This window comes from Rhizobium pisi, from assembly GCF_003938655.1.
Taxonomy (GTDB): domain Bacteria; phylum Pseudomonadota; class Alphaproteobacteria; order Rhizobiales; family Rhizobiaceae; genus Rhizobium; species Rhizobium pisi.
Map to the genome: position 1 here is coordinate 129870 of NZ_RJJT01000010.1, position 25816 is coordinate 155685.

The following is a 25816-nucleotide window of genomic DNA, read 5'->3' on the forward strand; positions in this document are numbered from 1 at the left end:
CATACTGTCATTATTAACATGGTGGCGTTACCCGTCTATCAACAGATTCTATCAGTCATTAAAGTGTGATGATGCTTGCATGGGTTGTCCCTGCATGCATTCCGCAGTTGATTCGCGGTCCGACAGGGGCTAATTAATGCACTCCGTGGTGATTTGGCCGGCCGGCTTGCAGCCACGTTAAAGAAGTCGCTAAAGGGCCGCGTGCGGACCGGTAGCGATTTTTTTCGCCGCCGGTTTTTTGTTTTTGATCGAGTGACCGCAATGCCTATCAAGATCCCCGATACGCTGCCCGCCTTCGAGACCCTGGTTCAGGAAGGCGTGCGGGTGATGACCGAGACGATGGCGATCCGTCAGGATATTCGCCCGTTGCAGATCGGGCTGCTCAACCTGATGCCGAACAAGATCAAGACCGAAGTCCAGATGGCCCGTCTGGTCGGCGCCTCGCCGTTGCAGGTCGAGCTGTCGCTCATCCGCATCGGCGGCCACAAGGCAAAGAACACGTCGGAAGATCATCTGCTCGCCTTCTACCAGACCTGGGAAGAGGTGAAGCAGCGCAAATTCGACGGCTTCATCATAACCGGGGCGCCGATCGAGCTCCTGCCTTATGAGGACGTCACCTATTGGGCGGAGATGCGGGAAATTCTCGACTGGACGGAAACGAACGTCCATTCGACGATGAACGTCTGCTGGGGCGCGATGGCGGCGATCTACCACTTCCACGGTGTTCCGAAATACGAGCTGAAGGAGAAGGCTTTCGGCGTTTACCGCCACCGGAACCTCAAGCCTTCATCGATCTATCTCAACGGCTTTTCCGACAATTTCGAGGTGCCGGTTTCACGCTGGACCGAGGTGCGCCGCGCCGATATCGAGAGATCCGAAAGTCTGGAAATCCTGATGGAATCCAGCGAGATGGGCGTCTGCCTCGTGCATGAGAAGAAAGGCCGGCGGCTCTACATGTTCAACCATGTGGAATATGACTCGACCTCGCTTTCCGACGAGTATTTCCGCGACGTCAATGCCGGCGTGCCGATCAAGATGCCGCACAACTACTTCCCGCATAACGATCCGGCGCTTGCGCCGCAGAACCGCTGGCGCAGCCATGCGCATCTGCTGTTCGGCAACTGGATCAACGAAATCTACCAGACGACGCCCTATGACGTTGAAGAGATCGGCGCGGACCTCTGAGCGACATTTCTTTCTGATCCGACCGGTTGCGGTTTGGAGCAAATGCGGGCAGGTTCCGGTCGAACTCTATAGCGCCGCGCGTCTTGAACCGGATGCGCCAAGAATGGACGGTCGATCATGTCGGACAAGTTGAAGCGGGAAGTTTTCGGGCAGACGAAGGCGGGCGAGACCGTCTATCGCGTCGAGATCAAGGGCGGTGGACTGACGGCCAAGATCATCAGCTGGGGTGCGGTCATCCAGGATCTGCGCCTTGAGGGACATGACGCGCCGCTGCAGCTCGGCTTCGAGGATTTCGATAGCTACCCCCTCTACTCGGCCTATTTCGGCGCGACGCCCGGCCGCTGCGCCAACCGTGTCTGCGGCGGCAGGTTTACGCTCGACGGCAAGGATTATCAGCTCGAGCCGAACGAGAACGGCGTCACGCACCTGCATGGCGGCAGCGACAATATCGCCAAGCGCAACTGGACGATCGTCGAGCATGATGTCGACCGGCTGGTGATGAAGATCGTCGATCCCGACGGCCGTGCGGGCTATCCCGGCAATTGCACCATCCAGGCGACGTTCTGGGTACACGGCAACGGCGAATTGTCGATCACCTACGAATCGACCAGCGACCAGCCGACGCTCGCCAATGTCTGCCAGCACGCCTATTTCAATCTCGACGGCCGCGAAGACGCGCTCGGCCATGACATCATGATTGCAGCGGATCATTATCTGCCGACCGACGAGAGGCAGGTGCCGACCGGCGAGATCCGCCCTGTTGGCGGCACGGAATTCGATTTCCGCGAGATGGCGCCGATGAAGCGTTTCGCCGGCAGCGAGCAGGTGCTGTACGACCATAATTTCTGCCTGTCCCCGGAACGTACCGCCAAACGGAGCGTCGCGCTTGCCCGCAGCCTCTATTCCGGCGTGTCGCTGGAAGTGCGCAGCACGGAGCCGGGCGTGCAGTTCTATGCCGGTTTCAAGCTCAACACCGGGGCTCCCGGTCTCGGCGGGCGCAAATATGGCCCGTTCGCCGGCTTCTGCTTGGAGACGCAGGTCTGGCCGGATGCCATCAATCACGAAGGCTTTCCGAATGCGGTCCTGCGTCCCGGCGAAGTGCTGCGCCAGGAGACGGATTATATCTTCACCAAGAGCTGAGCCGCACCCTCTTGCGCGACATGCGTCTAGGACGCACGGCTGTCAAATTTGGTCGCTATGAATCCTCCCTGGCCCGTCGGGGAGGTTTTTTCTTGCCTACATTCGATTCCGGCGATTCCGGCTTGCTGATTGGTTCTAAATAGGTTCTATTGTCTATCCATGGATAGAACCAGTCTGATAGCGGAACTGAACAGGCGCGGCCTGCGCGGCGAGGCGCTGGCCGGACCGCTTTACAAGCGGTTGGCGCAGGCGCTGACCAGCCTCATTCAGGAAGGCCTGCTGAAGCCCGGCACGGCGCTGCCGGGTGAGCGCGACCTTGCCGAGGCTTTGCAGCTCGGCCGCGTCACCGTGCGCACCGCCTATCGCGAACTGATGGCATCGGGCGCACTGGAATCACGACACGGAAGCGGTACTTTCGTATCGAGCAAGGTGGAACGCATGGAGCAGTCGCTCTGGCGGCTTTCCTCCTTCTCCGCCGATATGCGTTCGCGCGGGCGTCTACCGGCCGCGCGGATATTGTCGCGGGAGGTCAATACGCCGTCGCCGGAGGAGTCCTTCCTGCTCGGCCTCGGTGGTGACGAGCCGGTACTGAGGCTCGACCGTCTGCGTCTCGCCGACGGCTTGCCGCTGGCGATCGAGCGCGCCGTGGTGCCGGTCAAGTTCTTAGGCGACGATGCCGGCGGCGAGGGATCGCTCTACGACGCGCTGACGGCCAACGGCCACAGGCCCGTGCGCGCACTGCAACGGCTGACGGCGGTGACGCTCGATGCGTCTTACGCCGCGATGCTGAACGTCAAATCAGGCGCGCCGGCGCTTTTGATCGAACGTGTCTCGCGCTTGGAAGACCAGCGCGTCGTCGAATACACCCGCTCGCATTATCGCGGCGATGCCTATGATTTCGTTGCCGAATTGAGAATCGGAGATGACCTATGAGTGAGAACCAGTCGCTGATGCTGCAGGAAGCCGGCCAATCGCCGGAGGTGGTGGCCACGCTTCTTGAAAAGGAAAAACCGGTCTTTGCCGAGATCGCACGATTGTTTTCGTCCGCCCGCCCGAGCGTGGTGACGACGGCGGCGCGCGGCTCTTCGGATCATGCCGCCACCTTCTTCAAATATCTCTTCGAGATCACCTGCGGCGTTCCGGTCGCATCGGTCGGTCCGTCGATCGCTTCCGTCTACGGTGCCGCGCTTCATCTGAAGGGCGGCGTCCATTTCACCGTCTCGCAGTCGGGTGCGAGCCCCGATATCGTCGCGCTGCAGGAGGCCGCCAAGAAGGGCGGCGCGACGACAATCGCCGTCGTCAACGTCACCGACAGCCCGCTTGCGAAACAGGCTGATATCGTTCTCGGCCTCAATGCCGGCGCCGAAAAGAGCGTGGCGGCGACGAAATCCTTCATCGCCTCGGTCGCCGCCCTTTCCGGCGTCACGGCTGCGGTCGGCGCCGCGTCCGACCTTCAGGCCGCGCTCGACAAGCTGCCCGAGGCGCTTTCGGCGACCGCCGGGATCGATACGGCGGCGGCCGAGGAGGTGCTCTTCCATGCAACCTCGCTCTATACGGCCGGTCGCGGCCCGGCGTTTGCAATCGCGCTCGAAGCGGCGCTGAAAGCCAAGGAAACCTCCGGCCTGCATGCCGAGGCCTTCTCGCTGGCGGAACTGATGCATGGTCCGATGCGCCTGGTGCAGCCGGGCTTTCCGATCGTCGCCTTCGCGCCCGACGATGCCGCCTTCGCCAACAATAGCCAGGCGCTGGAGCGCCTGCAGAAACTCGGCGCCACTACAGTCGGCTTCTCGACGCAGCCACTGTCGGGTATTAATCTGCGCGTGCCGACGACGGGTAACGGCCTCGTCGATCCGCTGGTGTCGCTGCTCGTCTATTACCGGCTGATCGAGTCGGTGACGCGCCGCAAGGGCTTCGATCCCGACAGGCCTGCGAACCTGCTCAAGGTGACGGAGACGGTCTGATGGTGCGCAAGATCTTCGTCGGCGCTCGCATCTTCGACGGCGAGCGCTTCCATGACGACAAGGCACTCATTGTTGCCGACGGCCGTGTCGAAGCGATCGTCGCGAGAAACGATCTACCGGATGGCGAGGTGGTGACGCTTGAGGGCGGCGTCCTGTCGGCGGGCTTCATCGATGCACAGGTCAATGGCGGCGGCGGCCGGATGCTGAACGACGAGCCTTCCGTTGCGTCGATGGACATCATCGCCGGCGGACATCGGCCCTATGGTACGACATCGCTGCTGCCGACGCTGATTACCGATACGTCGGAAGCGTCCGCCGCCGCCATCGAGGCGGCGAAAGAGGCTGTCAAGGCAAACCGCGGCGTCGCCGGCCTGCATCTCGAAGGCCCGCATCTGGCACCCGCCCGCAAGGGCGCGCATCTGGCCGAACTGATGCGGCCGGTGGAGGATCGCGACGTCAAGGCCTTCATCCGCGCGCGCGAAGCGATCGGAACGCTGCTCGTCACCATCGCGGCCGAGCAGGTGACGGTCGCCCAGGTGCGCGAGCTTGCGGAAGCCGGCGTCACCGTCAGCATCGGCCATTCCGATTGTTCGAGCGAAGCGGCGGAAGAACGTTTCGATGCCGGCGCGCGGGGCGTCACGCATCTCTTCAATGCCATGAGCCAGATGGGGCATCGTGCGCCCGGCCTCGTCGGCGCGGCTATCGATCATCCCGCGACCTGGTGCGGCATCATCGCCGACGGCCATCACGTCGACCCGAAAGCCTTGCGCACGGCGTTGCGTGCCAAACGCGGTGAGGGCAAACTGTTTTTCGTCACCGATGCGATGTCGCTCGTCGGCTCGCGAGAGGATTCGTTCACGCTGAACGGGCGCACCGTCCGGCGCGAAAGAGGCGGTTTCTGCTCGAAGCTCGTGCTTTCCGACGGGACGCTCGCCGGCTCCGACGTCGACATGATTTCGACGATACGTTACGGCGTCACTTATCTGGACCTGACGCTCGCCGAGGCTTTGCGCATGGCGACCCTCTATCCCGCGCGTTTCCTCAGGCTTGCCGATCGCGGCCAGCTTTCGCCGGGAGCACGCGCCGATCTCGTCCATCTCACCGATACCCTCACCGTTACCGCCACCTGGCTTGCCGGCGAGGCCGCCTGAAATCGAGGAGACGCGGGATGACTGATATCACCGATGCCTATTTCTCCAATCTGATCGGCCGGCTGGAGACATTGAAGCAGGCGCTTGCCGAGCCGATGGCGCAGGCGGCGGCGGTCATCCTCGATGCCGCCCGCGGCGACAAGCGCGTCTATGTTTTTGGCACCGGCCATTCGCATATGCTGGCGGAAGAGGTGCATTATCGTGCCGGCGGGCTCGCCTTCACCGTGCCGGTGCTCGTCGGCTCGGCCATGCTGCATGAGGGGGCGGTCATCAGCTCGGTCTATGAGCGCACGCAGGGCCTGGTGCGGCCGATGCTGGAGCGCTACGGCATGCAGCCGGGCGATGTCATCATCATCGCCTCCAATTCTGGCGTGAATGCCGCGCCGATCGAGGCTGCCGATTATGCGCGCGAAATCGGTGCAAAAGTGATTGCCATCACGTCGATCGCCTATTCCTCAGCGATCGCCAATGGTCGCCGGCGGCTTGCCGACGTGGCCGATGTGGTGCTCGACAACGGGCTGCCGCCGGGCGACGCCGTTCTCGATCTCGAAGGCACGGGGCTTCGGGTCGGACCCGTCTCGACGGCGGTCGGGGTGACGGTCATCAACGCGATCTTCGCCGAAGTCGCCTCGGAACTTTCGAAATCCGGCGATGCGCCGGTTTATCTCAGCGCCAACATGCCGGGTGCTACCGAGATCAACCAGAAGCTCGTTAGGAAGTACCGGCCGCGCAACCCGCATCTCTGAGGATGGGAGCGAAGCGGTGTCGCAAACACCGTTCCGTCTGTCACGACATGCTCCTGACGCGATCAAGCGGCAAGAATGGAGCTGACCATGCGAGCCGTCCGTGGCGCCAGCGTCAAACCGATATGCCCGTGTCCAAAGGCGAACACGACGTCCCTTCCTCCTCTTGAAGGCCGGATGACTGGAACGGAATCGGGCATGGAAGGGCGGAAGCCCATCCAGCTCCGGCTTGGTTCACCAAGCGTCGGGAAAACCTTGCGGGCGTTTGCCAACAACACTTCGAGCCGCCGTGGGTTCGAAGGCGCGCCGATGCCTCCAAGTTCCACAGTGCCTGCCACCCGCAGGCGACCGCGCATCGGGCAAAGGTAAAATCCGTGATGCGTCGGGCATACCGGTCGTTCCACCGGCGGTGTTTCCATATCGAATTCGAGATGATAACCGCGCTCGGTATCCAGGGGGACCCGCTCCCCGAGCTGCAGAGCCAGACCGCGGGAATGTGCGCCGGCAGCGATTACCACCGCTCGGGCATGAATGCTGTGCGCTGAAGCCATCATCCTCACTCCATCCCGCTCACGCGAAATAGTCGTCACGGAGTCTCGGACGAACTCGACGCCCGCTCGTTTGGCGGCGGCTTCCATCACGCTCATGACCTGGCCGGGATCGGTGAAGTTTATCGCTTTCGGAAAGAAAAGCCCCCCGCCACGGACCTGCGGCAGCCGAGGCTCCAGGCTTTGCACTTCGTCGGGGGTGAGAAGCTGCTGCGCTACCCCATAGTTTCGGCGAAGCTCGAAATCTGAAGCAGCCGCCTTGAAGGCCTCGGGCGTCTGGTAGAGGTAGAGGCATCCTTTCGCGCTCAAAAGATCGGACGCGCCGATTTCTGCTGCGAGTTCGAGCCATTCCCATGAAGCGTCGGACAGAAGGTCGGCGATGCGGCTCGTATTGTCTCTGTATCTGTGAGGGAGGGATTCGTAGGCAAAACGCATCAGCCAAGGAAACAACGTGGGCAATGCTGCCTTGCGGATGGATAACGGGCTGTCGGCATTGAGAAGCAGCGAGGCCAGGTTTTTAAGGACGGCGGGCGTGCCGACGGGAATGATTGCATAGTCGGCGATCGTTCCGGCATTGCCGTAAGATGCTCCCGAACCGGGTTTGTTAGGTTCGATTACGACGACATCGCGACCGTCGGAACGCAGCCGCAGTGCGGTTGCCACGCCGATCACACCGCCGCCGATGACGGCGATATCTGTTGTTAGCTTGTCCATGAAATGTGTATCTACCTCGGCGCCTTGTGATGGCGCGATCCGATATGTGAATTCGCCAACACGGCGGCGCCACGCGCGGCCGGGCCGGTTCGGTTCAATCGAGGACTAGCCTGGCGAGGCGTAGCGCGCGACATAGGCAGCCGTGCGTGCTTCGGTTGGACGGTCAAGCACATCTCCGGCGGTTCCCTGCTCGATGATGAGGCCGCCGTCGATGAACACGACCCAGTCCGACACCTCTTTCGCAAAGGGCAGCTCATGCGTGACCAGGATCATGGTCATGCCGTCGGCCGCAAGTTCCCGCATGACGCGGAGAACTTCCCCGGTCGATTCAGGATCGAGCGCCGACGTCGGCTCATCGAACAGCAACACCGTTGGTTCCAGCGCGAGGGCCCTCGCAATCGCCACACGCTGTTGCTCGCCGCCCGACATTTGTTCCGGATAAGCCATCGCCCGTTTGGCAAGGCCTACTCTCGTCAGAAGTTTCACGGCCCGTTCCACGGCCTCTCTCTCGCCGATCCCGGCTGCTTGCATCTGAGCGAGAACGACGTTCTCCACGGCCGTCAGATGCGGGAACAGATTGAAACGCTGAAACACCATGCCGACACGCTGCCGAAGCTTTGCAAGGTTGCGGCAGGTTACTTGGCCGTCGGCGAAGATCGTCTCATCGCCGACGGTGATCGTTCCCTCATCGGGACGCTCAAGCAGATTGACGCAGCGCATGAGGGTGGTCTTTCCTCCGCCGCTCTGACCAATGATACTTACGATTTTGCCGGCGGGAACCTCGAGATCGACGCGGTCGAGCACCAGGCGCCCATCAAAAGACTTGCGCAATCCGCTAATTTTGACGGCCGGGCGATCGACAGGCTGGTTTGACACAAAGGCAGTTTTGGCGGGAGTGGTCGTCATGGGTCAGACTCTCCCCTCGGCGAGATAGGTCCTGGCTAATTTGAGCCGGCGCCTTCTGGCTAATGACAATGGCACGCCGGCATGGATCTTGCGCTCCAGCAGAAGCAGACACTGTGACACCGGGTAGCAGATGGCGAAATAGACCGCGGAGATCACGAGATACACTTCAAGCGCCCGGAAGGTTTCCGAGGCTATCAACTGTGCCTGCGTCATCAGTTCGGCAGCGGAGATCGTCACAAGCAGCGAGGTCGACTTGATCAGGTCGACGAACATCGTGTTCGTCCCGGGAAGCGCCAGCCGCACCGCCTGTGGCAGGACGACATGGCTGAACGTCTTGCCGCGCCCTAGCCCGAGAGCTTGAGACGCCTCTTGCTGCCCTTGGTGTACGCCGGCGATCGCTGCCCGAAAGATCTCGGACAGGTAAGCGGCGTAGAAGAGCACCAAGCTCAACACGCCAGCTTCGAAAACCTCCAGCCTGATGCCTACGGAAGGCAGACCGAAGTAAGTGAGGAAAATGATCGCCAGAAGCGGTACGTTCTTAAAGAGCTCGGTATAGAAGGCTGCAGGGACGCGGACCAGTCGCAGCCGGTTGAGCCTCATCAGCGCAAGCGCAAGACCGAGGATCGTCGCGCCGATGAAGCTGGCCACGGTATAGCCGAGGGTCCTGAGCAGACCCACGGCAATGTTTCCGACGTAGTCATTCCAGGGAACCTGGAAAATATCGGTGAAGGATGACAACGTCGTCATGCTTCGATCTCACTTCGCAATGGAAGGCGGGTTCCAGTCTGCTGGACGGTCAACGCCGCGCCGCTGTGCCGCCATCTCGGGCGAGGGAACCAAGAACTGCTTGGGATCGCCGCCCCATTTCGTGATCAAAGCCGCAAGGGATCCGTCCTTGTACATGGCGTCGATCTGATCGGAAACAGCCTTGGCCAGCTTCGGCGACTGCTTGGGAAGGTAGAATCCGGTCATGTAGGCCTGAAAATATTTGTAATCGGGGTGCGCGGTCACCTGTTCGTTTGTCGGCGGCTTCAGGTATTCGATGCGGACCTTCATGTCGGGGCGCTGTTGCTGTTGATAGGTGATCAGCAGCGGATCGAGAAAGCCGACGTCCAGACGCCCGGTAGAAATATCCTGGAAGACACCCTCGGCGCTCGGGAAGGTATGGGGTGACGCGTTAGGGACCTGCGCGATCGATTTCGCCCAGACATAGCCCGTCACAGTGCCGAGATTTTTGCCTTCCAGGCTCGCGACATCCGGAAAGCTCGTCGTGCCGCTCACGGCCATGGCCGGCGGCGAATAATATGGAGGGTCGGTGAACAGGCCGACCTTCTGGCGAGTGTCGGACCATGCAATTCCGCCAATGGTTATGTCAGCCCGCTGCGTCTGGACGGAAGCCAGCATGCCTGGAAAGTCGGTGACGTTGATTTCCATCTTGAGGCCGAGCTTATCGGCGACGGCTGTCAGGATGTCGCTGTCCAGACCGACAAGCTTTCCATCCTTGACCGCCGTGTAAGGCATGTAAGGCTGCACGGTAACGACGAGCGTGCCTGGCTTCATCAGCTCCAGATCGTCGGCCTTCGCAGTGGATGGCACGACCGTCGCAAACAGCTCCAAACTCAGGACCGCCAAGGCAGCCAACCCGTTTGCCTGCGCTTTTTTCATCAATTCAGCATGTTTCATTTGAAACCCCTCTTTGTGGTTATATATTGCTGATATATTGAGAATATGCAGACATGATATGAAGTCAAGCGGAATCGTTAAGCGCCTTTTTTCTAGGCGGAAGGGCGTTTAGCCATGCGGAAATGGACAGAGAGAGGAACGCGCTGAATATGTCGGCATTCGAACTGGATTACGAAGCGGCTGAATCAACGCTGGCGGAGCGGACATACATTCGGCTGCGTGACGACATCATTACGACGCTCCTTCCACCGGGCACACTTCTGCGGGAAGCCGAGATCATGAAGCGCATGGAAGTCGGGCGCACGCCGGTGCGCGAGGCCATACAGCGTCTGCAATATGATGGTTTCGTTGTCGTCAGCGCGCGCCGCGGCACATTTGTCAGCAAGATCGATATCAATGATCTTACCGCGGTTTATGAGGCACGAGCACGGATCGAGTCCTGGGCGACCCGACTAGCGGCGGAAAGGCTGCGCGAGTTCGAGCGGCAAGAAGCGCGGCAACTGATCGATGAGCTCAAGCAAACAACCGGTCCGATGGCGCTGGAGGACATACTTGCTCTCGATCGCCGGGTTCACCGCTTCATCTACAAAGTGGCGAAAAACCCTTTCCTGTCCGATACGCTGGATCACTACCACAATCTGTCGCTGAGAATCCTGTATGTCGCCATGAAACGGTTTCCGAGCCTGGTGCCTCGCCTTGAGGACGTCTTGCATGATCAGGTTCTCATGCTTGAGGCGGTATGTAGAGGTGACGCAGATGAGGCTGAAAAGATCGCGATGGCTCACGTCATGAGCTTCGAGAGTGAAGTCCGAAAGGTTATCTGACTTCGGATCATGGAATTGGGGGCAGGCAACTGCCCGTAAGAAATCCGGATAAAGCGACGGTTTTGCGATTGAATTTACGCGTTATGAAAACGGACGTTCTGCTTTAGCTGAACGAAGGCAGCTCCGGCAAAATGAGCCGTGCTGCAAGTGGACTCGGCATCGATAGCTGGATTCTACATTTCAGTTGGAGGCCGGCGTGAGCCGGCCTTCTGCAGAGATGGCAACCAGGATCAGTCCTTGGCGCGTTCGACGTAGGAGTTGTCTTCCGTCGCGATGACGACGCGGGTGCCGGCATCGATATGCGGCGGAACCGAGGTGCGGATGCCGTTGGAGAGCATGGCCGGCTTGTAGGACGAGGAGGCCGTCTGGCCCTTGACGACCGGTTCGGTCTCGACGATCTCGAGAGTCACGTGGCGCGGCAGTTCGAGCGCCAGCGGAATGCCTTCATGGATCGACAGGATGCAGGTCATGCCTTCCTGGAGATAGGCCTTCTGATCGCCCATGGTTTCCTGGCTCACGACCACCTGGTCGTAGTTCGCAGGATTCATGAAGTGGAAGCCTTCGCCGTCTTCATAGAGATACTGGAAGTTGACGTCTTCGACGAAGGCGCGCTCGACCTGTTCGGTGGTGCGCCAGCGCTCGGAAACCTTCACGCCGTCAACGATGCGGCGCATGTCGACCTGGGTGACCGGCGTGCCCTTGCCCGGATGAAAGTTCTGAGCGGTGAGAACGACATAAAGCTTGCCGTCCACGTCGAGCACGTTGCCCTTGCGGACCGAAGAGGCGATGACCTTGACCATAAGACTTCCTTGTAACTCGGCTTTCGGCGTCGTAGATGACTGTCGAGACGCCCCGAAGACGCAAATGTTTTTCTTTGGGGGCGCAACTAACCTAAAATCCGGGAAATAGCCACCCCCATACCGGCTTCTCCGGCGAAGAAAGCTTGGAATGAACTCTTCGGCGAAAGCGTCCCCCTGGTGGACCCCGTCCGTGCATGCCGATCGCCGCCCGTTTCTGATCGGGCGCAATGCGATCCAGGCGGCGTTGCGCGGGTTTTTCGCGCGCGAGGATTTTATCGAGGTGGATACGGCGGTGCTGCAAGTCTCCCCGGGCAACGAGGCGCATCTGCACGCCTTCGCGACGGAAGCGGTGACGACGGATGGGCAGAAGGCGCCGTTCTATCTGCACACCTCGCCGGAATTTGCTTGCAAGAAGCTGCTTGCGGCGGGCGAGGAACGCATCTCGTGTTTTGCCCATGTCTATCGCAACCGCGAGCGCGGGCCGCTGCACCATCCAGAATTCACCATGCTCGAATGGTATCGGGCCGGTGAAAGCTACGAGAGCCTGATGATGGATTGCGTGCGGATCCTGGCGCTTGCCGCTGAGACGGTGAAGACCGGCAAGCTTGCCTATCGTGGTGCCGAGAGCGATCCGTTTGCCGGGCCGGAGCGGATCAGCATTGCCGAAGCGTTTCAACGTCATGCCGGCATCGATCTTCTCGCCTCCGTCGCAGCCGACGGTTCGACGGATCGCGATCATCTGGCGGCCGAGCTCAGGCGCGTCGGCATGCGCGTTGCCGATGACGACGGCTGGGCCGATCTCTTCAGCCGGGTGCTGGTCGAAAAGGTCGAGCCGCATCTTGGCTTCGGCCGCATCACCATTCTCGATGAATATCCGGTCTCAGAGGCAGCGCTTGCGCGTCCCTCGGCACGCGATCCCAGAGTTGCCGAGCGTTTCGAGCTCTATGCCTGCGGCGTAGAGCTTGCGAACGGCTTCGGGGAACTCACCAATGCTGCCGAGCAGCGCCGTCGGTTCGAGATCGAGATGGCCGAGAAGGCGCGGGTCTACGGCGAGACCTATCCGATCGACGAGGATTTCCTCTCGGCGCTGTCGCTGATGCCTGAGGCAAGCGGTATCGCGCTCGGCTTCGACCGGCTGGTGATGCTGGCGACGGGAGCATCGCGCATCGACCGGGTGCTCTGGGCGCCGGTTGCGGAGTACGGAAGATGAATGTCGTCAAACCGATCAAGAGCGTCGACGATCTCGTGATGGCGGGACTTGCCGCGCCTGTCGATCGCGCTGCGCTTGAAGAGGTTGCCGCGCGTTACGCGATCGCGCTGACGCCCGTCGTTACCCGGCTGATCGATCGGGCCGATCCTGACGATCCGATCGCACGGCAGTTCGTGCCTGATGCAGCCGAACTCACGGTCGCCCCCGAAGAACGCGCAGATCCGATCGGCGATCATGCCCACAGCCCCGTCGAGGGCATCGTCCATCGCTATCCCGACCGCGTGCTGCTCAAGGCCGTGCATGTCTGCCCGGTCTATTGCCGCTTCTGCTTTCGCCGCGAAATGGTGGGGCCACAGGGCCTGGGCACGCTCGATGCGGCGGCGATGGAGGCTGCTTTCGACTATATCAGAAGCCACCAGGAAATCTGGGAGGTCATCCTCACCGGCGGCGATCCGCTGGTGCTTTCGCCGCGCCGGCTCCGCGAGATCATGGAGGCGCTCGCAGGAATCGCGCATGTGAAGATCGTGCGGTTCCACACGCGTGTCCCCGTCGTCGATCCCGAGAAGATCGATGTGGCGCTGATGTCAGCTCTGAAAGCGAGCGGCAAGACCGTCTATATCGCGCTGCATGCCAACCATGCCAGGGAATTGACGGCGGAAGCGCGCGCGGCCTGCGCCCGCCTCATCGATGCCGGCATTGCCATGATCAGCCAGTCGGTGCTGCTCAAGGGCGTCAACGACGATCCCGAGGTGCTTGCGGAACTGATGAAGGCTTTCGTCGAGATCCGGGTCAAACCCTATTACCTCCATCATCCCGATCTCGCGCCCGGCACCAGCCATTTCCGGCTAACGATCGAGGAGGGGCAGAGGATCGTTGCGGCGCTGCGCGGGCGGATTTCGGGCCTTTGCCAGCCGACTTATATTCTTGATATCCCGGGCGGTCACGGCAAGGCCGTCGTCAGCGGAAGCACCGTTCGGGCAACGGGCGACGGGTGTTATTCCGTCTCGGACTACCGCGGCGGCGAGCATTCCTATCCGCCCGCGGATTGACCTAAAACGCTACTTTCCGTGTCATTTCTGTACTCGTCACGTCGGAAATTGTGTCCGGCATCGGCGATGAAAATTTATCAAAGAATTGATATAGAATATCTATTTCCATTTTCGCCGGACGGATCGCTAAAATCCTAACTGTGAGCAACAATCATATTTAACCCAATTAATTAGCGGAATGTTCTGTTTTCCGCACTAAAAGAACGCTCATGACAAGGCGATGAACGCCGGTTCGGGATCATGAGCATCTTGGAGTGATGGGATGAATACGACAATCCGCGACCTCGTAGCCAAATTCGGCAAGCTTCCGGTAGCGATCGACCAGGTCGCCGACGATGCCGATCTTTATGCTGCAGGTCTGACGTCCTTTGCCTCGGTGCAGCTGATGCTCGGCATCGAAGAGGCGTTCGACATCGAATTTCCCGACAATCTCCTGAACCGCAAATCCTTCGCGAGCATTTCGGCCATTGCCAAGACGGTTGATCTCATCCAGGACGGCCGGAAGGTCGCCTGATGAACTTTCCCGTCAAGATCATACAGGACGATCTTGTCGCAAGGGTCGCCCGCGTCGCCCAAGTTGCGGCCAAACACGCCGATGCCGTCGATCTCGAAGGCCGCTTTCCCCGGGAAGCCGTGGATGCGATGAAGGCCGAAAGGCTGCTCGGCATCCAGGTGCCGCGCCATCTCGGCGGTGAATCGGCATCGATCACCGAGATCGCCGAATTGTGCTCGATGCTCGGCCAGGCCTGCGCGGCCAGCGCCATGGTCTTCGCCATGCACCATATCAAGCTGTCGAGCCTCGTCGAACACGGCGCCGAGAGCGAATGGCATCGCAGTTTGATGCACGCCATCGCTGCCGACCAGCTGCTGATCGCCTCCGCGACCACTGAAGGCGGCATCGGCGGAAACCTGCGCAATAGCATTTGCGCGGTCGAAGTCGACGGCGATACCTGCCGCCTCGAAAAGGACGCGACCGTCATTTCCTACGGCTCGCATGCCGATGCCATCCTCATCACCTCGCGTGCCCACCCGCAGGCAGCCTCCTCCGATCAGGTGCTGACGGCCTTCCTCAAGGATCAGTACACGCTCGAAAAAACGCATGCCTGGAACACGCTCGGCATGCGCGGCACCTGCTCCGATGGCTTCCTTTTCAAGGGACAAGCGCCGGCCGCACAGATCCTGCCGAAGCCTTTTGCGGAAATCGCTGCACAGTCGATGCTTGCCTCCTCGCATCTGCTCTGGAGTGGCGTCTGGTATGGCATCGCGGTCGACGCCGTTTCCCGCGCCCAAGCCTTCGTGCGTGCCGCTGCCCGCAAATCCCCTGATGCCACCCCGCCCGGCGCGCTTCGCCTCGCAGAGGTTTCCAACCTCCTGCAGATGGTGAAGTCGAATGTCGTTGCCGGCCTCAAGGCCTATGAGGGTGCCAAGACGGATGGCGACAAGCTTTCCTCGATGGGCTTTGCGGTGGCGATGAACAACGTCAAGATCGCCTCCTCGGAAACGATCCTGGAGATCGTCAATCACGCCATGCTGATCTGCGGCATCATGGGCTACAAGAACGGTACGCCCTTCAGCCTCGGACGCCATTTGCGCGACGCCCACTCCGCGCAGCTCATGATCTCGAACGACCGCATCCTCGGCAACACGTCGAGCATGCTCCTTGTCCATAAGCAGGACACTAGCCTACTGGGGTGACAGTCATGGATATGCAGACCTCGTTTCTGGACCGGCTTTTCGATGCCGGTCTGCTGATCGATACCGGCATCGACGGGCTCTATGGCCGCAGCGGCCAGTTCGAAGATGTGATCGCCGCCTTCGAGCGCCTGATCGATACATTCGGCGGCGCCGACGGCGCCGAGGCCATGCGTTTCCCTCCCGGCATGAACCGCGCCTTCTTCGAAAAGAGCGGCTACATGAAGAGCTTCCCGCAGCTTGCCGGCACGGTGCACAGCTTCTGCGGCAGCGAACTCGATCATGTCAGCCTGCTTGAATGTATGGAAGTCGGCGAGGAGTGGACCAAGGGACAGGAAGCAACCGACATCGTGCTGACGCCGGCGGCCTGCTATCCCCTCTATCCGACGGTCGCCAAGCGCGGCAATCTGCCGAAGACGGGCGGTCTCTTCGATCTGCAATCCTACTGCTTCCGCCACGAGCCGTCGAAGGACCCTGCCCGCCAGCAGCTTTTCCGCATGCGCGAATATGTCTGCATGGGCACCGAGCAGCACGTCACCGATTTCCGCCAGCGCTGGATGGATCGCGGCGTCGAGATGATGAAAGCCGTCGGCCTCGAGGTGACGATCGATATCGCCAACGATCCGTTCTTCGGCCGCGCGGGCAAGATGCTCGCCAACAATCAGCGCGACCAGAACCTGAAGTTCGAACTGCTGATCCCGATCACCTCGGTCGCCAAGCCGACCGCCTGCATGAGCTTCAACTACCATCAGGATGCTTTCGGCACGAAATGGGGCCTCAATCTCGAAGACGGCAGCGTTGCGCACACCGCCTGCGTCGGCTTCGGCCTGGAGCGCATCGCGCTCGCCCTCTTCCACCATCACGGGCTCGATGTGAAGCAATGGCCGGCCAGCGTACGGAAAACGCTGTGGGGCTGATGAGATCGATGACATCGGTATTCCCGGGGATCAGCCCGGAAACCTACCGACAGCACGCGCTGCATTCCGGCGAACGCGCATGGCCGGAAACCAACTGCTATGTCGATCTCTGGATCGAGGTGCTGGCGACATCGGGCGTCGCACCCGAGGCGATGCTGGGTTTTACCCTGTCGCAGGATTTCGAGGGTGACCAGTTCACCTTCTTCAAGGTGCCGCTCGAAGATCTCGAAGCGCTCTACGGCATCCGCGCGACCGAGCTTGCGATCTACGACCGTGTCGAACGGCATGTCGAAGTGCAGATCGCGCGGGGTCGCCTCTGCCTGATCGAGATGGATTCCTTCTACATGCCGGATACGCGCGGCACTGCCTACCGGCAGGAGCACGGCAAGACGACGGTTGCGATCAACCGGCTGGATATTGGCGCAAAGCGCGTCGAGTATTTTCACAATGCCGGCTATTTCCACCTCGAAGGCGAGGATTTCGACGGCCTGTTCCAGCTGCATCTGACGGAGAACGACGCACCGTTCCTGCCCTATGCGGAATTTGCGCGGTTCCCTGAAAAGTCCGCTGACGAAACGAATCTGCGCGCAACCGCGCGGCGGCTTGCCGGGTTTCATTTCACCAGGCGCCCAAGCGAAAACCCGATCCGCGCCTTCGCTGCCGTCTTTCCGCAACAGGTCGAAGCCGTGGCCGATCGGCCATTCGGCTTCTTCCACAAATATGCGTTCAACACGCTTCGCCAGGTGGGCGCTAATTTCGAGCTGGCGGCCGATCACCTGGCCTGGCTCTCACCGGGTGAATTCGCGGCCGCCGCCGAGCATGCCAGGGGCATATCGGATGCGGCGAAATCCGTGCAGTTCCAGCTTGCCCGCGCCATCGCGCGCAGGAGGTTCGAGCCGCTGCAGGCAGCACTTGATCCGGCCGCCGATGCATGGGATTCCATGATGGCATCGCTTGCGGAGCGAATCTGAGGCCGGAGACCTGACCATGCAGGCGCGTTTGGCAAGCATCGGAGCCGAGGAAAGCGTGCTTTCCGAAGGCTGGAACCTGATCCTGACGGAGCCGGGCGCCTGCGCGGTGCCGCACGACATTCACCTTTCCGCGCAGTTCATACCCGCGCCCGTTCCCGGCACCGTTGCCGCAGCACTCGAAAAAGCCGGGCTCTTCGACCGGGAAAATCCCGAGCCGCTGAACACGCGCGACGCCTGGTATCTCTGCCGGCTGTTCGATGCCGAGCCTGGCGAAGCCATCCTGCGGTTCGGAGGACTTGCCACACTGTGCCATGTCTTCCTCAACGGCCAGGAAATCCTGTTTTCCGAAAGCATGTTCACGGCCCATGAAATCCCGGTGACGCTTCTGGGTGGCGACGAACTGGCGCTCTGTTTCCGGGCGCTCGGTCCCCGCCTGTCCGAGCCTGGTCCGCGTGCGCGCTGGCGGCCGCAGATGGTCACGCCGGCGGGCTTGAAGAATTTCCGCACGACGCTGCTCGGCCATATGCCGGGCTGGTGCCCCGAGATCCATGCCGTCGGACCGTGGCGGCCGATTTCGCTGGTGCGGCGCAATCCCGTCTCGATCGACAATGTCACCATCCGCGCGGCGCTGGACGAGAGCGGCGTCGGCCGCCTCAGCGTCTCCCTGCATAACAATGCCGCGGACCCGGCAATGCTGCTGCACTGCGGCGGCATGGAGCAGCCCTTCGAGAAGATCGGCGACAACCATTACTCGGCTATCCTCAAGCTTTCCGACATCGAACCCTGGTGGCCGCACACCCACGGCACTCCGCGTCTTTACGATCTGACGCTGGTTTCCGATGGCGTGGAATATCCGCTGGGCAGGACCGGCTTCCGGCGCATCGACGTCGACAGTGGCGCCGATGGCGACGATTTCGCACTCCTCCTCAACGGTGAGCGCATCTTCTGCCGTGGAGCGGTGTGGACGACGGCCGACATCGCACGATTGCCGGGTGGGCGGGCGGATTACGAGCCATTCCTGCGGCTTGCCGCAGGCGCCGGCATGAACATGATCCGCATCGGCGGCACCATGGCTTACGAGACGCCCGATTTCTTCGCGCTCTGCGACGAACTCGGCCTGCTCGTCTGGCAGGATTTCATGTTCGCCAATTTCGACTATCCGCGCAACGATAAGGCCTTTCTCGGCCATGTGCATGCCGAGGTCGAGGAATTCCTGCACGGCGTCCAGGCGTCGCCTTCTCTTGCCGTGCTCTGCGGCGGCAGCGAGATCCATCAGCAGGCGGCGATGCTCGGCCTGCCCATGGAATTCTGGAGCGGGCCGGTCACCGACGAAATCATCCCGGCGATCGTCACGCGCATGCGTCCTGACGTGCCCTATGTTCCGAACTCGCCCTATGGCGGGGCGATGCCGTTTTCGCCGAATTCCGGCGTTTCCCATTATTACGGCGTCGGCGCCTATATGCGACCGATTGCGGATGCGCGCCGCGCCGATGTACGTTTCGCCTCCGAAAGCCTTGCTTTTGCGCATGTGCCGCAGCAAAGGACGCTGCATCGTCATCTCGACGTGCCCGCCGTCCACAGCCCGCTCTGGAAGGCCTGCGTGCCCCGTGACCGTGGCGCATCGTGGGACTTCGAGGACGTTCGCGATTTCTATCTCAAGCTTCTTTACGATTTCGATTCTGCCCAGATGCGCCGCGAGGATCCGGAACGTTATCTCGATCTTTCCCGCGCCGTCACCGGCGAGGTGATCGAGGAGACCTTCGCCGAATGGCGGCGCAAGGGTTCCCTTTGCAACGGCGCGCTCGTCTGGACCTTGCAGGACCTCATGCCCGGCCCCGGCTGGGGCGTGATCGATTCCACCGGTGAGCCGAAGCCCGTCTGGTATGCGATGCGCCGCGCCTTCCGGCCGGTGCAGGCAGTGTTTACCGACGAGGGAACCAACGGCCTCGACGTGCATGTCGTCAACGAGACGGACGCAGCGCTCGACGTCGAGCTCGAGGTTGCCTGCCTGCGCGACGGAAAGCAGCAGGTCGTCAGCGGCAGCATGGCCTTCAAGCTGGCGACAAGGAGCACGGAGCGTTTTGCCTCCACCGCGCTGTTTGGCGCCTTCTTCGATACGACCTATGCCTTTCGTTTCGGTCCGCCGTCGCATGATGCAAGTGTCGCGCGCCTGCGCTCGCTCGGCGACGGCGCCGTTCTCGCCGAAAGCTTCCACTTCCCCTGCGGACGAGGCAAGGCGCTCCATGACGCAAACATCGAGGCATCGCTCGGCAAGGACGGCGACGACTGGGTCGTCGATCTCAGGACCGACCGGCTGGCGCAATCGGTGCATATCGACGTCGAAGGTTACCGGGCCGACGACGACTGGTTCCATCTTGCCCCCGGCGCTTTGCGGCGCGTGAAGCTCTTCGCGCTGCCCGGCACGCAGAGCGATGTTCCGCCTGCAGGCGAAATCAGAAGTCTGGGCAGTTCGCATCGCGCCGCGCTCCGAGGTTGACGCCTGGCGCTGGGGATGATGCCGATCCATTGAGAAAGATCGTGATTTGAGAACGACCTACCGCTTTCTGCGTGCCCATTTCCTGCAGCGGCTGATTCCGCGGTCGCGAATTGCCTTCAATCCGCGCAAGCCGGTGGAAATCGTCGGTTATCTCTCAATGGCTGTCGGTATCGGCGAATCGGCGCGGCTCTGCGCCGACGCGCTCTCCGAAGCGGGGCGGGCCATCTCGCTCTCCGATGTCAGCACGAATCCTGACGAGAATTCCTTTGCCGGATGGATGCCGTCGCATCTCTCCGTCGAGCTCCCCGGAAGCCGTATCTGGCATCTCAATCCGCCGATGCTGCCGCGCGCCATCCTGAAAAAGGGCGTTTCGAATTTCACCAGCGCCTTCAACATCGGCTATTTCGCCTGGGAGCTTGAAGTCGTGCCGGCGGAGTGGCGCAATGGATTGCGTTACATGAATGCCGTCTTCGTTCCGTCGGAATTCACCCGGCGGGCGATTGCGCCGCTGACCAAAGCGCCCGTCATCGTGGTTCCGCACCCGGTCACCGAAAAGCCGGCGACGGAAGGCATGCGGGAGAAGTTCGGCATCGCGAAGGATGCCTTTCTCGTCAGCTTCATCTTCAGCGCCGGCTCGTCGATCAACCGGAAGAACCCGCAGGCCGTCATCGAAGCCTTCAGGATCTTCAGCGCCGAATGCCCGAGCGCCTTCCTGCTGATGAAGGCCAGCGGCGATATCAGCAAGGATGAAGGCCTGCGCGAACTGGTCGGTTCGGTCGCCGGCGATAGCCGGATCAGTATCGTCACCGACAAGCTGTCTAATTCCGAGATCAATGGCCTCATCCGCTCTTCCGACGCCTATCTCTCGCTGCATCGCTCGGAAGGTTTCGGCTTGACGGTCGCCGAGGCGATCATGCAGCACACGCCTGTCGTTTCCACCGCCTGGTCGGGTACGGCAGATTTCTGCGATCCTGATAACACCTGGCTGGTCGGCTCTTCCCTCATTCCTGTCGTCGATACACATCCCGAATTTGCCGCGCTTGAGGGCGCAGTCTGGGCCGATCCCTCCCCGGAGGAGGCGGCTGCCTATCTCAGGGAGATTTTTCGTGCGCCGGAACTCGCGCGAGAGAAAGCCGAGAAGGCGCGGGAATTCCTGCTGCGCTATCTCGCCGAGAATAGCTACGAGAAGGCGCTTCAGAAGCTGGCGGCGATGCAAGCCAGCTAAGATGAGGTCGTCACTCCGCTTTATTTTAACATTTTCACGTTAGAGATGACGGGTATCCGGCGGTAGCCGGCGCTAGCGGATGGATAGATGTCGAAGGGTATTATCGCAAATTCGGTGATGAATGCGGCGGCGGGCATGCTGCTGCTGCTAACGGGCTTCGTCTCTTCGATCATAACCGCACGGCTGCTCGGGCCTGAGGCCAACGGCATCGTCGCCTTTTCGCTCTGGCTGGTGGTCACGGGCGCCTCGATTGCCGAACTCGGCTCCAGCATAACGCTGTTGAAGACCCTGCCGCAGCTTTCGGCGGAAGGCTACGATGCGCGACGCCGGCGGGGTTTTGCCGCCATTCTCGTCAGCTTCATGATGTTTTCGACCGTCGCGCTGCTGGCGCTCTACGCGCTGTTCTTCCTGACCTCGGAGGAGATGCACTGGGCGGAAACAGCGCCTTCCGTCGCGCTGGTCACGGGCGCTCTGTTCTTCATCCAGGCGATCGGATCCTTCGTCAAATTCTATTTGATCGGTGAAAAGAAGCTCGGCGCCTTCTTCAAGCTGACGGTCGCCGTCTCGATCATCCAGCTTGCCGGCGTTGCCACCGGCGCCGTCTTCTACGGCGTCGAAGGCGTTCTCGTCGGTTATGCACTCGGCCAGCTCGTGCTGTTTTTCGCCACGCTGCCGATTCTTCTCGCGCGGCGCGACTGGTGCGGGGTCTCGCTGAAATATCTCGCCTCCTCCTCCATCATCCTGTCGATCCAGTTCATCATCGATTCCATTTTCCTCAACCGCCTCGAGCTGCTTTTCCTGCAGCAGTTCTGGTCGGTGGAAATGGTCGGTTACTATGCCGTCGGCCTGTCGATCGCCAATATTGCGCTTCAACTGCCGATCCAGATGACCGGTAGCCTGCTGCCCTATTATTCCGAGCGGCGGCACAGCAGCGACGATTCGACGTTGCCGGTCGAGGTCTTCGCCGCCGTCACCCGCAGCATGGCCTATATCGTGTTGCCGATGAGCCTCGGGCTGGCCGCGATCTCCAGCGAACTGGTGCTGGTGGTGTTCGGCGAAGCGTTTCGCCGCAGCGGCACGGTGGTTGCACTGCTCGCGCTCGTCGCGCCGGCCTATACCTTCATGCAGATCCTCAGCCTCTATCTGCTCTCGATGGACAGAGCCCGCTCGCGCCTGAATATCAGTGTGATAGGTGGCCTCCTTATGGTAGTGGGCTGTTTACTGATCGTACCTAGGCTTGCCGCCGAGGGAGCCGCACTCGTGCGCATACTCGTGTTCGTTGCGATGTCGATGATGATGATCAGGCAGACAGGATTCGGATCCCAGCTTTCAGGTCTCTACGCAAGCCTGACGAAGGTGACGCTCGCCTCGGTATTGTGTGCCTGCGCGGCGATCTCCGCGCTGGAATTCATCCACGGTCCGATCGGTCTCGTCGCCGCGATCATCGCCGGCACCTTCGCCTATTTCGCAGCGCTGCGCGTGCTGCGCGCCGTGCCGCGCGAGGATGTGGAGGTCATGCACTCCATCCTCGAAAAGATGCCGTCCGCGCTGCGGGGGCCGGTCGGCCACGCGATCAATTTCATTGCGCCGCGGCTTCCAGACGAACCCGACCGCGCCAAGGTCGCGCCCGGTGAATTCTCGCTCGAACCGGCCGAGGGTGCGGGACGCAGCGCTGCCCTGCCCGTCGTCTTCGACGGCACGATCGGGCTGTTCATGCCTGAAAATCCTCAAGGGAAGAAGCGTTCGGCCGCCGTCCTCTTCGTCAGTCCCTGGGGGTTTGAGGAAATGTGCAGCCGCAAGTTCTTCCGCATCGCTGCCGAGCATTTCTCGGATATCGGCTTGCCGAGCCTACGCTTCGACTATCGCGGCACCGGCGATGCGCTCGATTTCGGCCCGCTGCCGGCAAGGCTGGAAACTTGGGAAAATTCGATCCGCGCCGCTGCTGCCGAGCTGAAGTCGCTCTCCGGCTGCGACCGTATCATCCTCATCGCACAGGGCCTCGGCGCGACCCTTGCCCAGCGCATCGGTTCCTCGATCGAAGGCATCGACAGCCTCGTCATGCTGGCGCCGGTGCTAAGCGGCCGCGCCTATCTGCGTGAACTCAACATGTGGTCCAAGATCATCGATGCCGATCTCGGCCTCGGCAAGGAGCATGTACAGGCCGCAAAGGTGCAGATCGCCGGTCTCGTCATGCCCGAAGAGATCGCCGCCGAGCTCGGCAAGCTCAACATCGCTTCGCCGCAGGGGCTCGCAGCGCCCCGCTATCTGATCCTCGAACGTCCTATCCGGGCCGAGGATACCGGCTTTGCGGATGCGCTGAAGGCGTTCGGCGCTGAGGTCGAGCAGAAAGCCTTCGAAGGTTACGACGAACTCGTCACCAATCCGCTCTTTGCCAAGACGCCGATGACCGTCGTCGAACTGTTGACGAAGTGGCTGGAGACGGCGACTACGGAGACATCCACTGCCCGCTCGCCGGCAACGATCGAGAGCTTGCCGCTTGCCGGCGACGGTTTTGAGGAAACGCCGGTACGTTTCGGAAGCCACGATCATCTGGTCGGCGTCGTCAGCCGGCCGCTTGGCGAGGTCAAGGGCAATGCCGTGCTCTTCCTGTCGACGGCCTACGACCGCCATGCCGGCTGGGGACGGACGACGGTGGATATGGCGCGCGAACTCGCGCGCCAAGGCGTTGTTTCGCTGCGCTTCGATTCCGCCAATGTCGGGGACAGCCCGCCGCGGCCGGATGCGCCGGAACAGGTGCTTTATTCCAGCACGCAGACCGCGGATGCGGTCGCCTCGCTCGATCTGCTCGAAAGCGTCGTTGCGGGTCCCGTTATGGTGGCCGGCCGATGCAGCGGCGGTTATGTCGCTTTCCGCGCCGGCGTCGCCGACGAGCGGTTAAAAGCCGTCGTTTCGATCAATCCCTTCGTCTACTACTGGGACCCGAAGGTGCCGGTGCGCAAGGAGCACGTCGTCGCCGTTCCTCGCAGCCTCGACGATTACGGCCAGCGCCTGGCGCGGCTCGATACGCTGAAGCGGTTGCTGAGCGGTCAGGTGGACGTGGTGTCGGCGCTGCAGAATATCGTCATCGCCGGCGGCCGGCGGCTGTCACCCTGGATCGCACCGCTGCTTGAGCTGCTTCCTGACCGGCGCCAAATCGCCCGCGAGGTCCGGCATTCCTTTACATTGTTCGGCAAGCGCAAGGTGCCGCTGACGCTGATCTACAGCGAGGGCGACGTCGGGCTCGACCATGTCTATTTCCATTTCGGCCCGCGCGGCGCCAAGCTTTCCCGCTATCCGAACGTGCGCCTGCTAATGCTGCCGGATGCTGACCACAACCTGACGCCGCCGCAATCGCGCAAATTCGTGCTCGACGAGATCCTCCGTCTCGCAAGAGCTTGATCGGCATTTCAGGAAGGCAGGGTTAGAGGCTTTCGGCGACGGCGATATCAAGCGATCTGTAGAGATCGATATAGCGGCTGGCGACGATATCCCAGGAGTAGCCGCGAGCGGCGTCAAGAAGCCCGGCGCGGATGGCATCGGGTTCGCGCGCGAGACCTTCATAGGCGGCTTCGATCGCCGCGGCGGCTGCCCCGGAATTCTGGAAATCGGCGAGCCTGATGACGGGATGACGGCCGGCAAGCGTCTGAAAGGCATCATTGGCATTCAGCACCGGCAGGAGGCCGGCGCTCATGGCTTCCAGCGCCACCAGGCCGAAACCTTCATATTCCGAGGCGGAGGCGAAGAGTGAGGCCTCGGCGATGATGCGGCGGATGGTGTCGTTGTCGCGCGACACGTGCAGCGTAACGCGGCCGGTCAAATTGCGGCTTTCGATCTCGTCTTCGAGATTCGCCCGGTTCAGGTCGGATTCGGCGCCCACGATGTCGAGATGCCATTCCGGGTGGCGTGTCTTCAGCGCGGCTATCGCATTCAACAGGTGGTCCAGCCGCTTGTTCACCGAGAAACGCCCGATCGTAACGATGCGGCGTTTTGCCCGGCGCGAAGCGGTATCGGCGAACTTGCCGATATCGGCGCCGTTTTCGATCAGGAGGCTGTCGGGCACGATCTCGGAAAACTGCCTGAGGTCGGAGGCGCTGCAGCAGACGACGCGGCGGTAGGCCATCGCCGAAGCGCGGGTCAGCGTGCGGAACCAGATCTTCTTGATCGCCGCATATTTTCTGGTGTGGAAGAAGCCGCCATGGGTGGTGACGATCATCGGCTTGCCGTGCAGCAGCCGGCCCCAGGCGAGTGCGTCGAAGAAGATGTCGATGGCATGGACATGCACGAGATCGGCATCGCCGATATGGCGGAAAACCTGCGGCGCCAGCGGATAGCGGCTGCTGCCGGACCAGGGAATACGCACCACCTCGATGCCATCGATATTTTCGCGAGGCGGCAGCTTGTCCTCAGGCGCGGTGAAGAGCGAATCGAGCGTGACGACACGCACGCGATAGCCGCGGCGCACAGTCTGGCGGCCGAGATTGGCGACCACATCTTCCAGCCCGCCGCGATTGGGCAGGAACTGGCGAACGACATGGACGATCAGCGGGGCTGTTTCCGATCGTGGCTTCTCGCGCACGCTGTCTGCCTCGACGATCGCCAT

At 61.4% G+C, this 25816-nt stretch carries 22 protein-coding genes and 1 riboswitch; of the genes, 16 read left to right on the top strand and 6 right to left on the bottom strand.

The genetic code is table 11. The features are described from left to right. Window positions 1–135: 135 nt before the first annotated feature. Window positions 136–213, top strand: a riboswitch (SAM riboswitch). Window positions 214–261: 48 nt separating this feature from the next. The 6 genes from metA (at window position 262) to EFD55_RS15765 (ending at window position 6183) form a co-directional block, all read left to right on the top strand. Continuing rightward, window positions 262–1185, top strand: coding sequence for a homoserine O-acetyltransferase MetA (metA, locus tag EFD55_RS15740; RefSeq protein WP_125845973.1), 924 nt, complete (start codon window positions 262–264; stop codon window positions 1183–1185). Between the two features lie 117 nt (window positions 1186–1302). Next, window positions 1303–2325 (top strand): aldose epimerase family protein, encoded by a 1023-nt coding sequence (locus EFD55_RS15745; RefSeq protein ID WP_125845974.1) that lies wholly within the window; start codon window positions 1303–1305, stop codon window positions 2323–2325. A 159-nt stretch (window positions 2326–2484) separates the two neighbouring features. Then, window positions 2485–3258 carry a GntR family transcriptional regulator gene (locus EFD55_RS15750; RefSeq protein WP_125845975.1) on the top strand — a complete coding sequence of 258 codons (774 nt, stop codon included), beginning with the start codon at window positions 2485–2487 and terminating at the stop codon, window positions 3256–3258. Beyond that, the gene (locus EFD55_RS15755) at window positions 3255–4286 is read left to right on the top strand and encodes an SIS domain-containing protein (protein ID WP_125845976.1); all 1032 of its coding nucleotides are present in this window, start codon (window positions 3255–3257) and stop codon (window positions 4284–4286) included. The genes EFD55_RS15750 and EFD55_RS15755 overlap by 4 nt, the downstream gene beginning before the upstream one ends. Continuing rightward, entirely contained in the window at window positions 4286–5437 is a 1152-nt protein-coding gene (gene nagA / locus EFD55_RS15760; protein ID WP_125845977.1) for an N-acetylglucosamine-6-phosphate deacetylase, read from the top strand. Before EFD55_RS15755 ends, nagA begins: the two co-directional genes overlap by 1 nt. Before the next feature lie 17 nt (window positions 5438–5454). Then, window positions 5455–6183 (top strand): SIS domain-containing protein, encoded by a 729-nt coding sequence (locus EFD55_RS15765; protein ID WP_125845978.1) that lies wholly within the window; start codon window positions 5455–5457, stop codon window positions 6181–6183. Between the two features lie 62 nt (window positions 6184–6245). On the opposite strand, the gene EFD55_RS15770 is transcribed toward EFD55_RS15765, so the two are convergent. The 4 genes from EFD55_RS15770 to EFD55_RS15785 all read right to left on the bottom strand — a co-directional run bounded on the left by EFD55_RS15770 (window position 6246) and on the right by EFD55_RS15785 (window position 10031). Beyond that, window positions 6246–7442, bottom strand: a complete 1197-nt coding sequence (locus tag EFD55_RS15770; RefSeq protein WP_125845979.1) for an NAD(P)/FAD-dependent oxidoreductase — start codon at window positions 7440–7442, stop codon at window positions 6246–6248. A 105-nt stretch (window positions 7443–7547) separates the two neighbouring features. After that, on the bottom strand, window positions 7548–8348 hold the full coding sequence (locus EFD55_RS15775) for an amino acid ABC transporter ATP-binding protein (protein WP_125845980.1): 801 nt from the start codon (window positions 8346–8348) through the stop codon (window positions 7548–7550). 3 nt (window positions 8349–8351) lie between these two features. Beyond that, a complete protein-coding gene (locus EFD55_RS15780) occupies window positions 8352–9095 on the bottom strand; it encodes an amino acid ABC transporter permease (protein ID WP_125845981.1) in 744 nt (247 codons plus the stop codon). 9 nt (window positions 9096–9104) lie between these two features. After that, a complete protein-coding gene (locus EFD55_RS15785; RefSeq protein WP_125845982.1) occupies window positions 9105–10031 on the bottom strand; it encodes a substrate-binding periplasmic protein in 927 nt (308 codons plus the stop codon). Between the two features lie 149 nt (window positions 10032–10180). Here EFD55_RS15785 and EFD55_RS15790 point away from each other — a divergent pair, with 149 nt between their 5' ends. After that, window positions 10181–10855 (top strand): GntR family transcriptional regulator, encoded by a 675-nt coding sequence (locus tag EFD55_RS15790; protein ID WP_125845983.1) that lies wholly within the window; start codon window positions 10181–10183, stop codon window positions 10853–10855. 230 nt (window positions 10856–11085) lie between these two features. Here the strand turns inward: EFD55_RS15790 and efp are convergent, their stop codons facing one another. Further along, entirely contained in the window at window positions 11086–11655 is a 570-nt protein-coding gene (gene efp, locus EFD55_RS15795; RefSeq protein ID WP_008528334.1) for an elongation factor P, read from the bottom strand. A gap of 148 nt (window positions 11656–11803) precedes the next feature. Here efp and epmA point away from each other — a divergent pair, with 148 nt between their 5' ends. The 9 genes from epmA (at window position 11804) to EFD55_RS15840 (ending at window position 24615) form a co-directional block, all read left to right on the top strand. Further along, window positions 11804–12865 (top strand): EF-P lysine aminoacylase EpmA, encoded by a 1062-nt coding sequence (epmA, locus tag EFD55_RS15800; RefSeq protein ID WP_125845984.1) that lies wholly within the window; start codon window positions 11804–11806, stop codon window positions 12863–12865. Continuing rightward, on the top strand, window positions 12862–13914 hold the full coding sequence (locus EFD55_RS15805; protein WP_125845985.1) for a lysine-2,3-aminomutase-like protein: 1053 nt from the start codon (window positions 12862–12864) through the stop codon (window positions 13912–13914). Before epmA ends, EFD55_RS15805 begins: the two co-directional genes overlap by 4 nt. Before the next feature lie 262 nt (window positions 13915–14176). After that, on the top strand, window positions 14177–14428 hold the full coding sequence (locus EFD55_RS15810; protein WP_125845986.1) for an acyl carrier protein: 252 nt from the start codon (window positions 14177–14179) through the stop codon (window positions 14426–14428). Further along, window positions 14428–15609, top strand: coding sequence for an acyl-CoA dehydrogenase family protein (locus EFD55_RS15815; RefSeq protein ID WP_125845987.1), 1182 nt, complete (start codon window positions 14428–14430; stop codon window positions 15607–15609). Before EFD55_RS15810 ends, EFD55_RS15815 begins: the two co-directional genes overlap by 1 nt. Before the next feature lie 5 nt (window positions 15610–15614). Further along, a complete protein-coding gene (locus tag EFD55_RS15820; protein WP_125845988.1) occupies window positions 15615–16523 on the top strand; it encodes an amino acid--[acyl-carrier-protein] ligase in 909 nt (302 codons plus the stop codon). Between the two features lie 8 nt (window positions 16524–16531). Further along, a complete protein-coding gene (locus tag EFD55_RS15825) occupies window positions 16532–17494 on the top strand; it encodes a DUF1839 family protein (RefSeq protein ID WP_125845989.1) in 963 nt (320 codons plus the stop codon). Between the two features lie 16 nt (window positions 17495–17510). After that, on the top strand, window positions 17511–19991 hold the full coding sequence (locus tag EFD55_RS15830) for a glycoside hydrolase family 2 protein (RefSeq protein ID WP_125845990.1): 2481 nt from the start codon (window positions 17511–17513) through the stop codon (window positions 19989–19991). Window positions 19992–20037: 46 nt separating this feature from the next. Further along, on the top strand, window positions 20038–21216 hold the full coding sequence (locus EFD55_RS15835) for a glycosyltransferase family 4 protein (RefSeq protein ID WP_125845991.1): 1179 nt from the start codon (window positions 20038–20040) through the stop codon (window positions 21214–21216). Between the two features lie 87 nt (window positions 21217–21303). After that, on the top strand, window positions 21304–24615 hold the full coding sequence (locus EFD55_RS15840) for an alpha/beta fold hydrolase (RefSeq protein WP_125845992.1): 3312 nt from the start codon (window positions 21304–21306) through the stop codon (window positions 24613–24615). Window positions 24616–24637: 22 nt separating this feature from the next. Here EFD55_RS15840 and EFD55_RS15845 read toward each other — a convergent pair whose 3' ends face one another. After that, window positions 24638–25816, bottom strand: a complete 1179-nt coding sequence (locus EFD55_RS15845; RefSeq protein WP_125845993.1) for a glycosyltransferase family 4 protein — start codon at window positions 25814–25816, stop codon at window positions 24638–24640.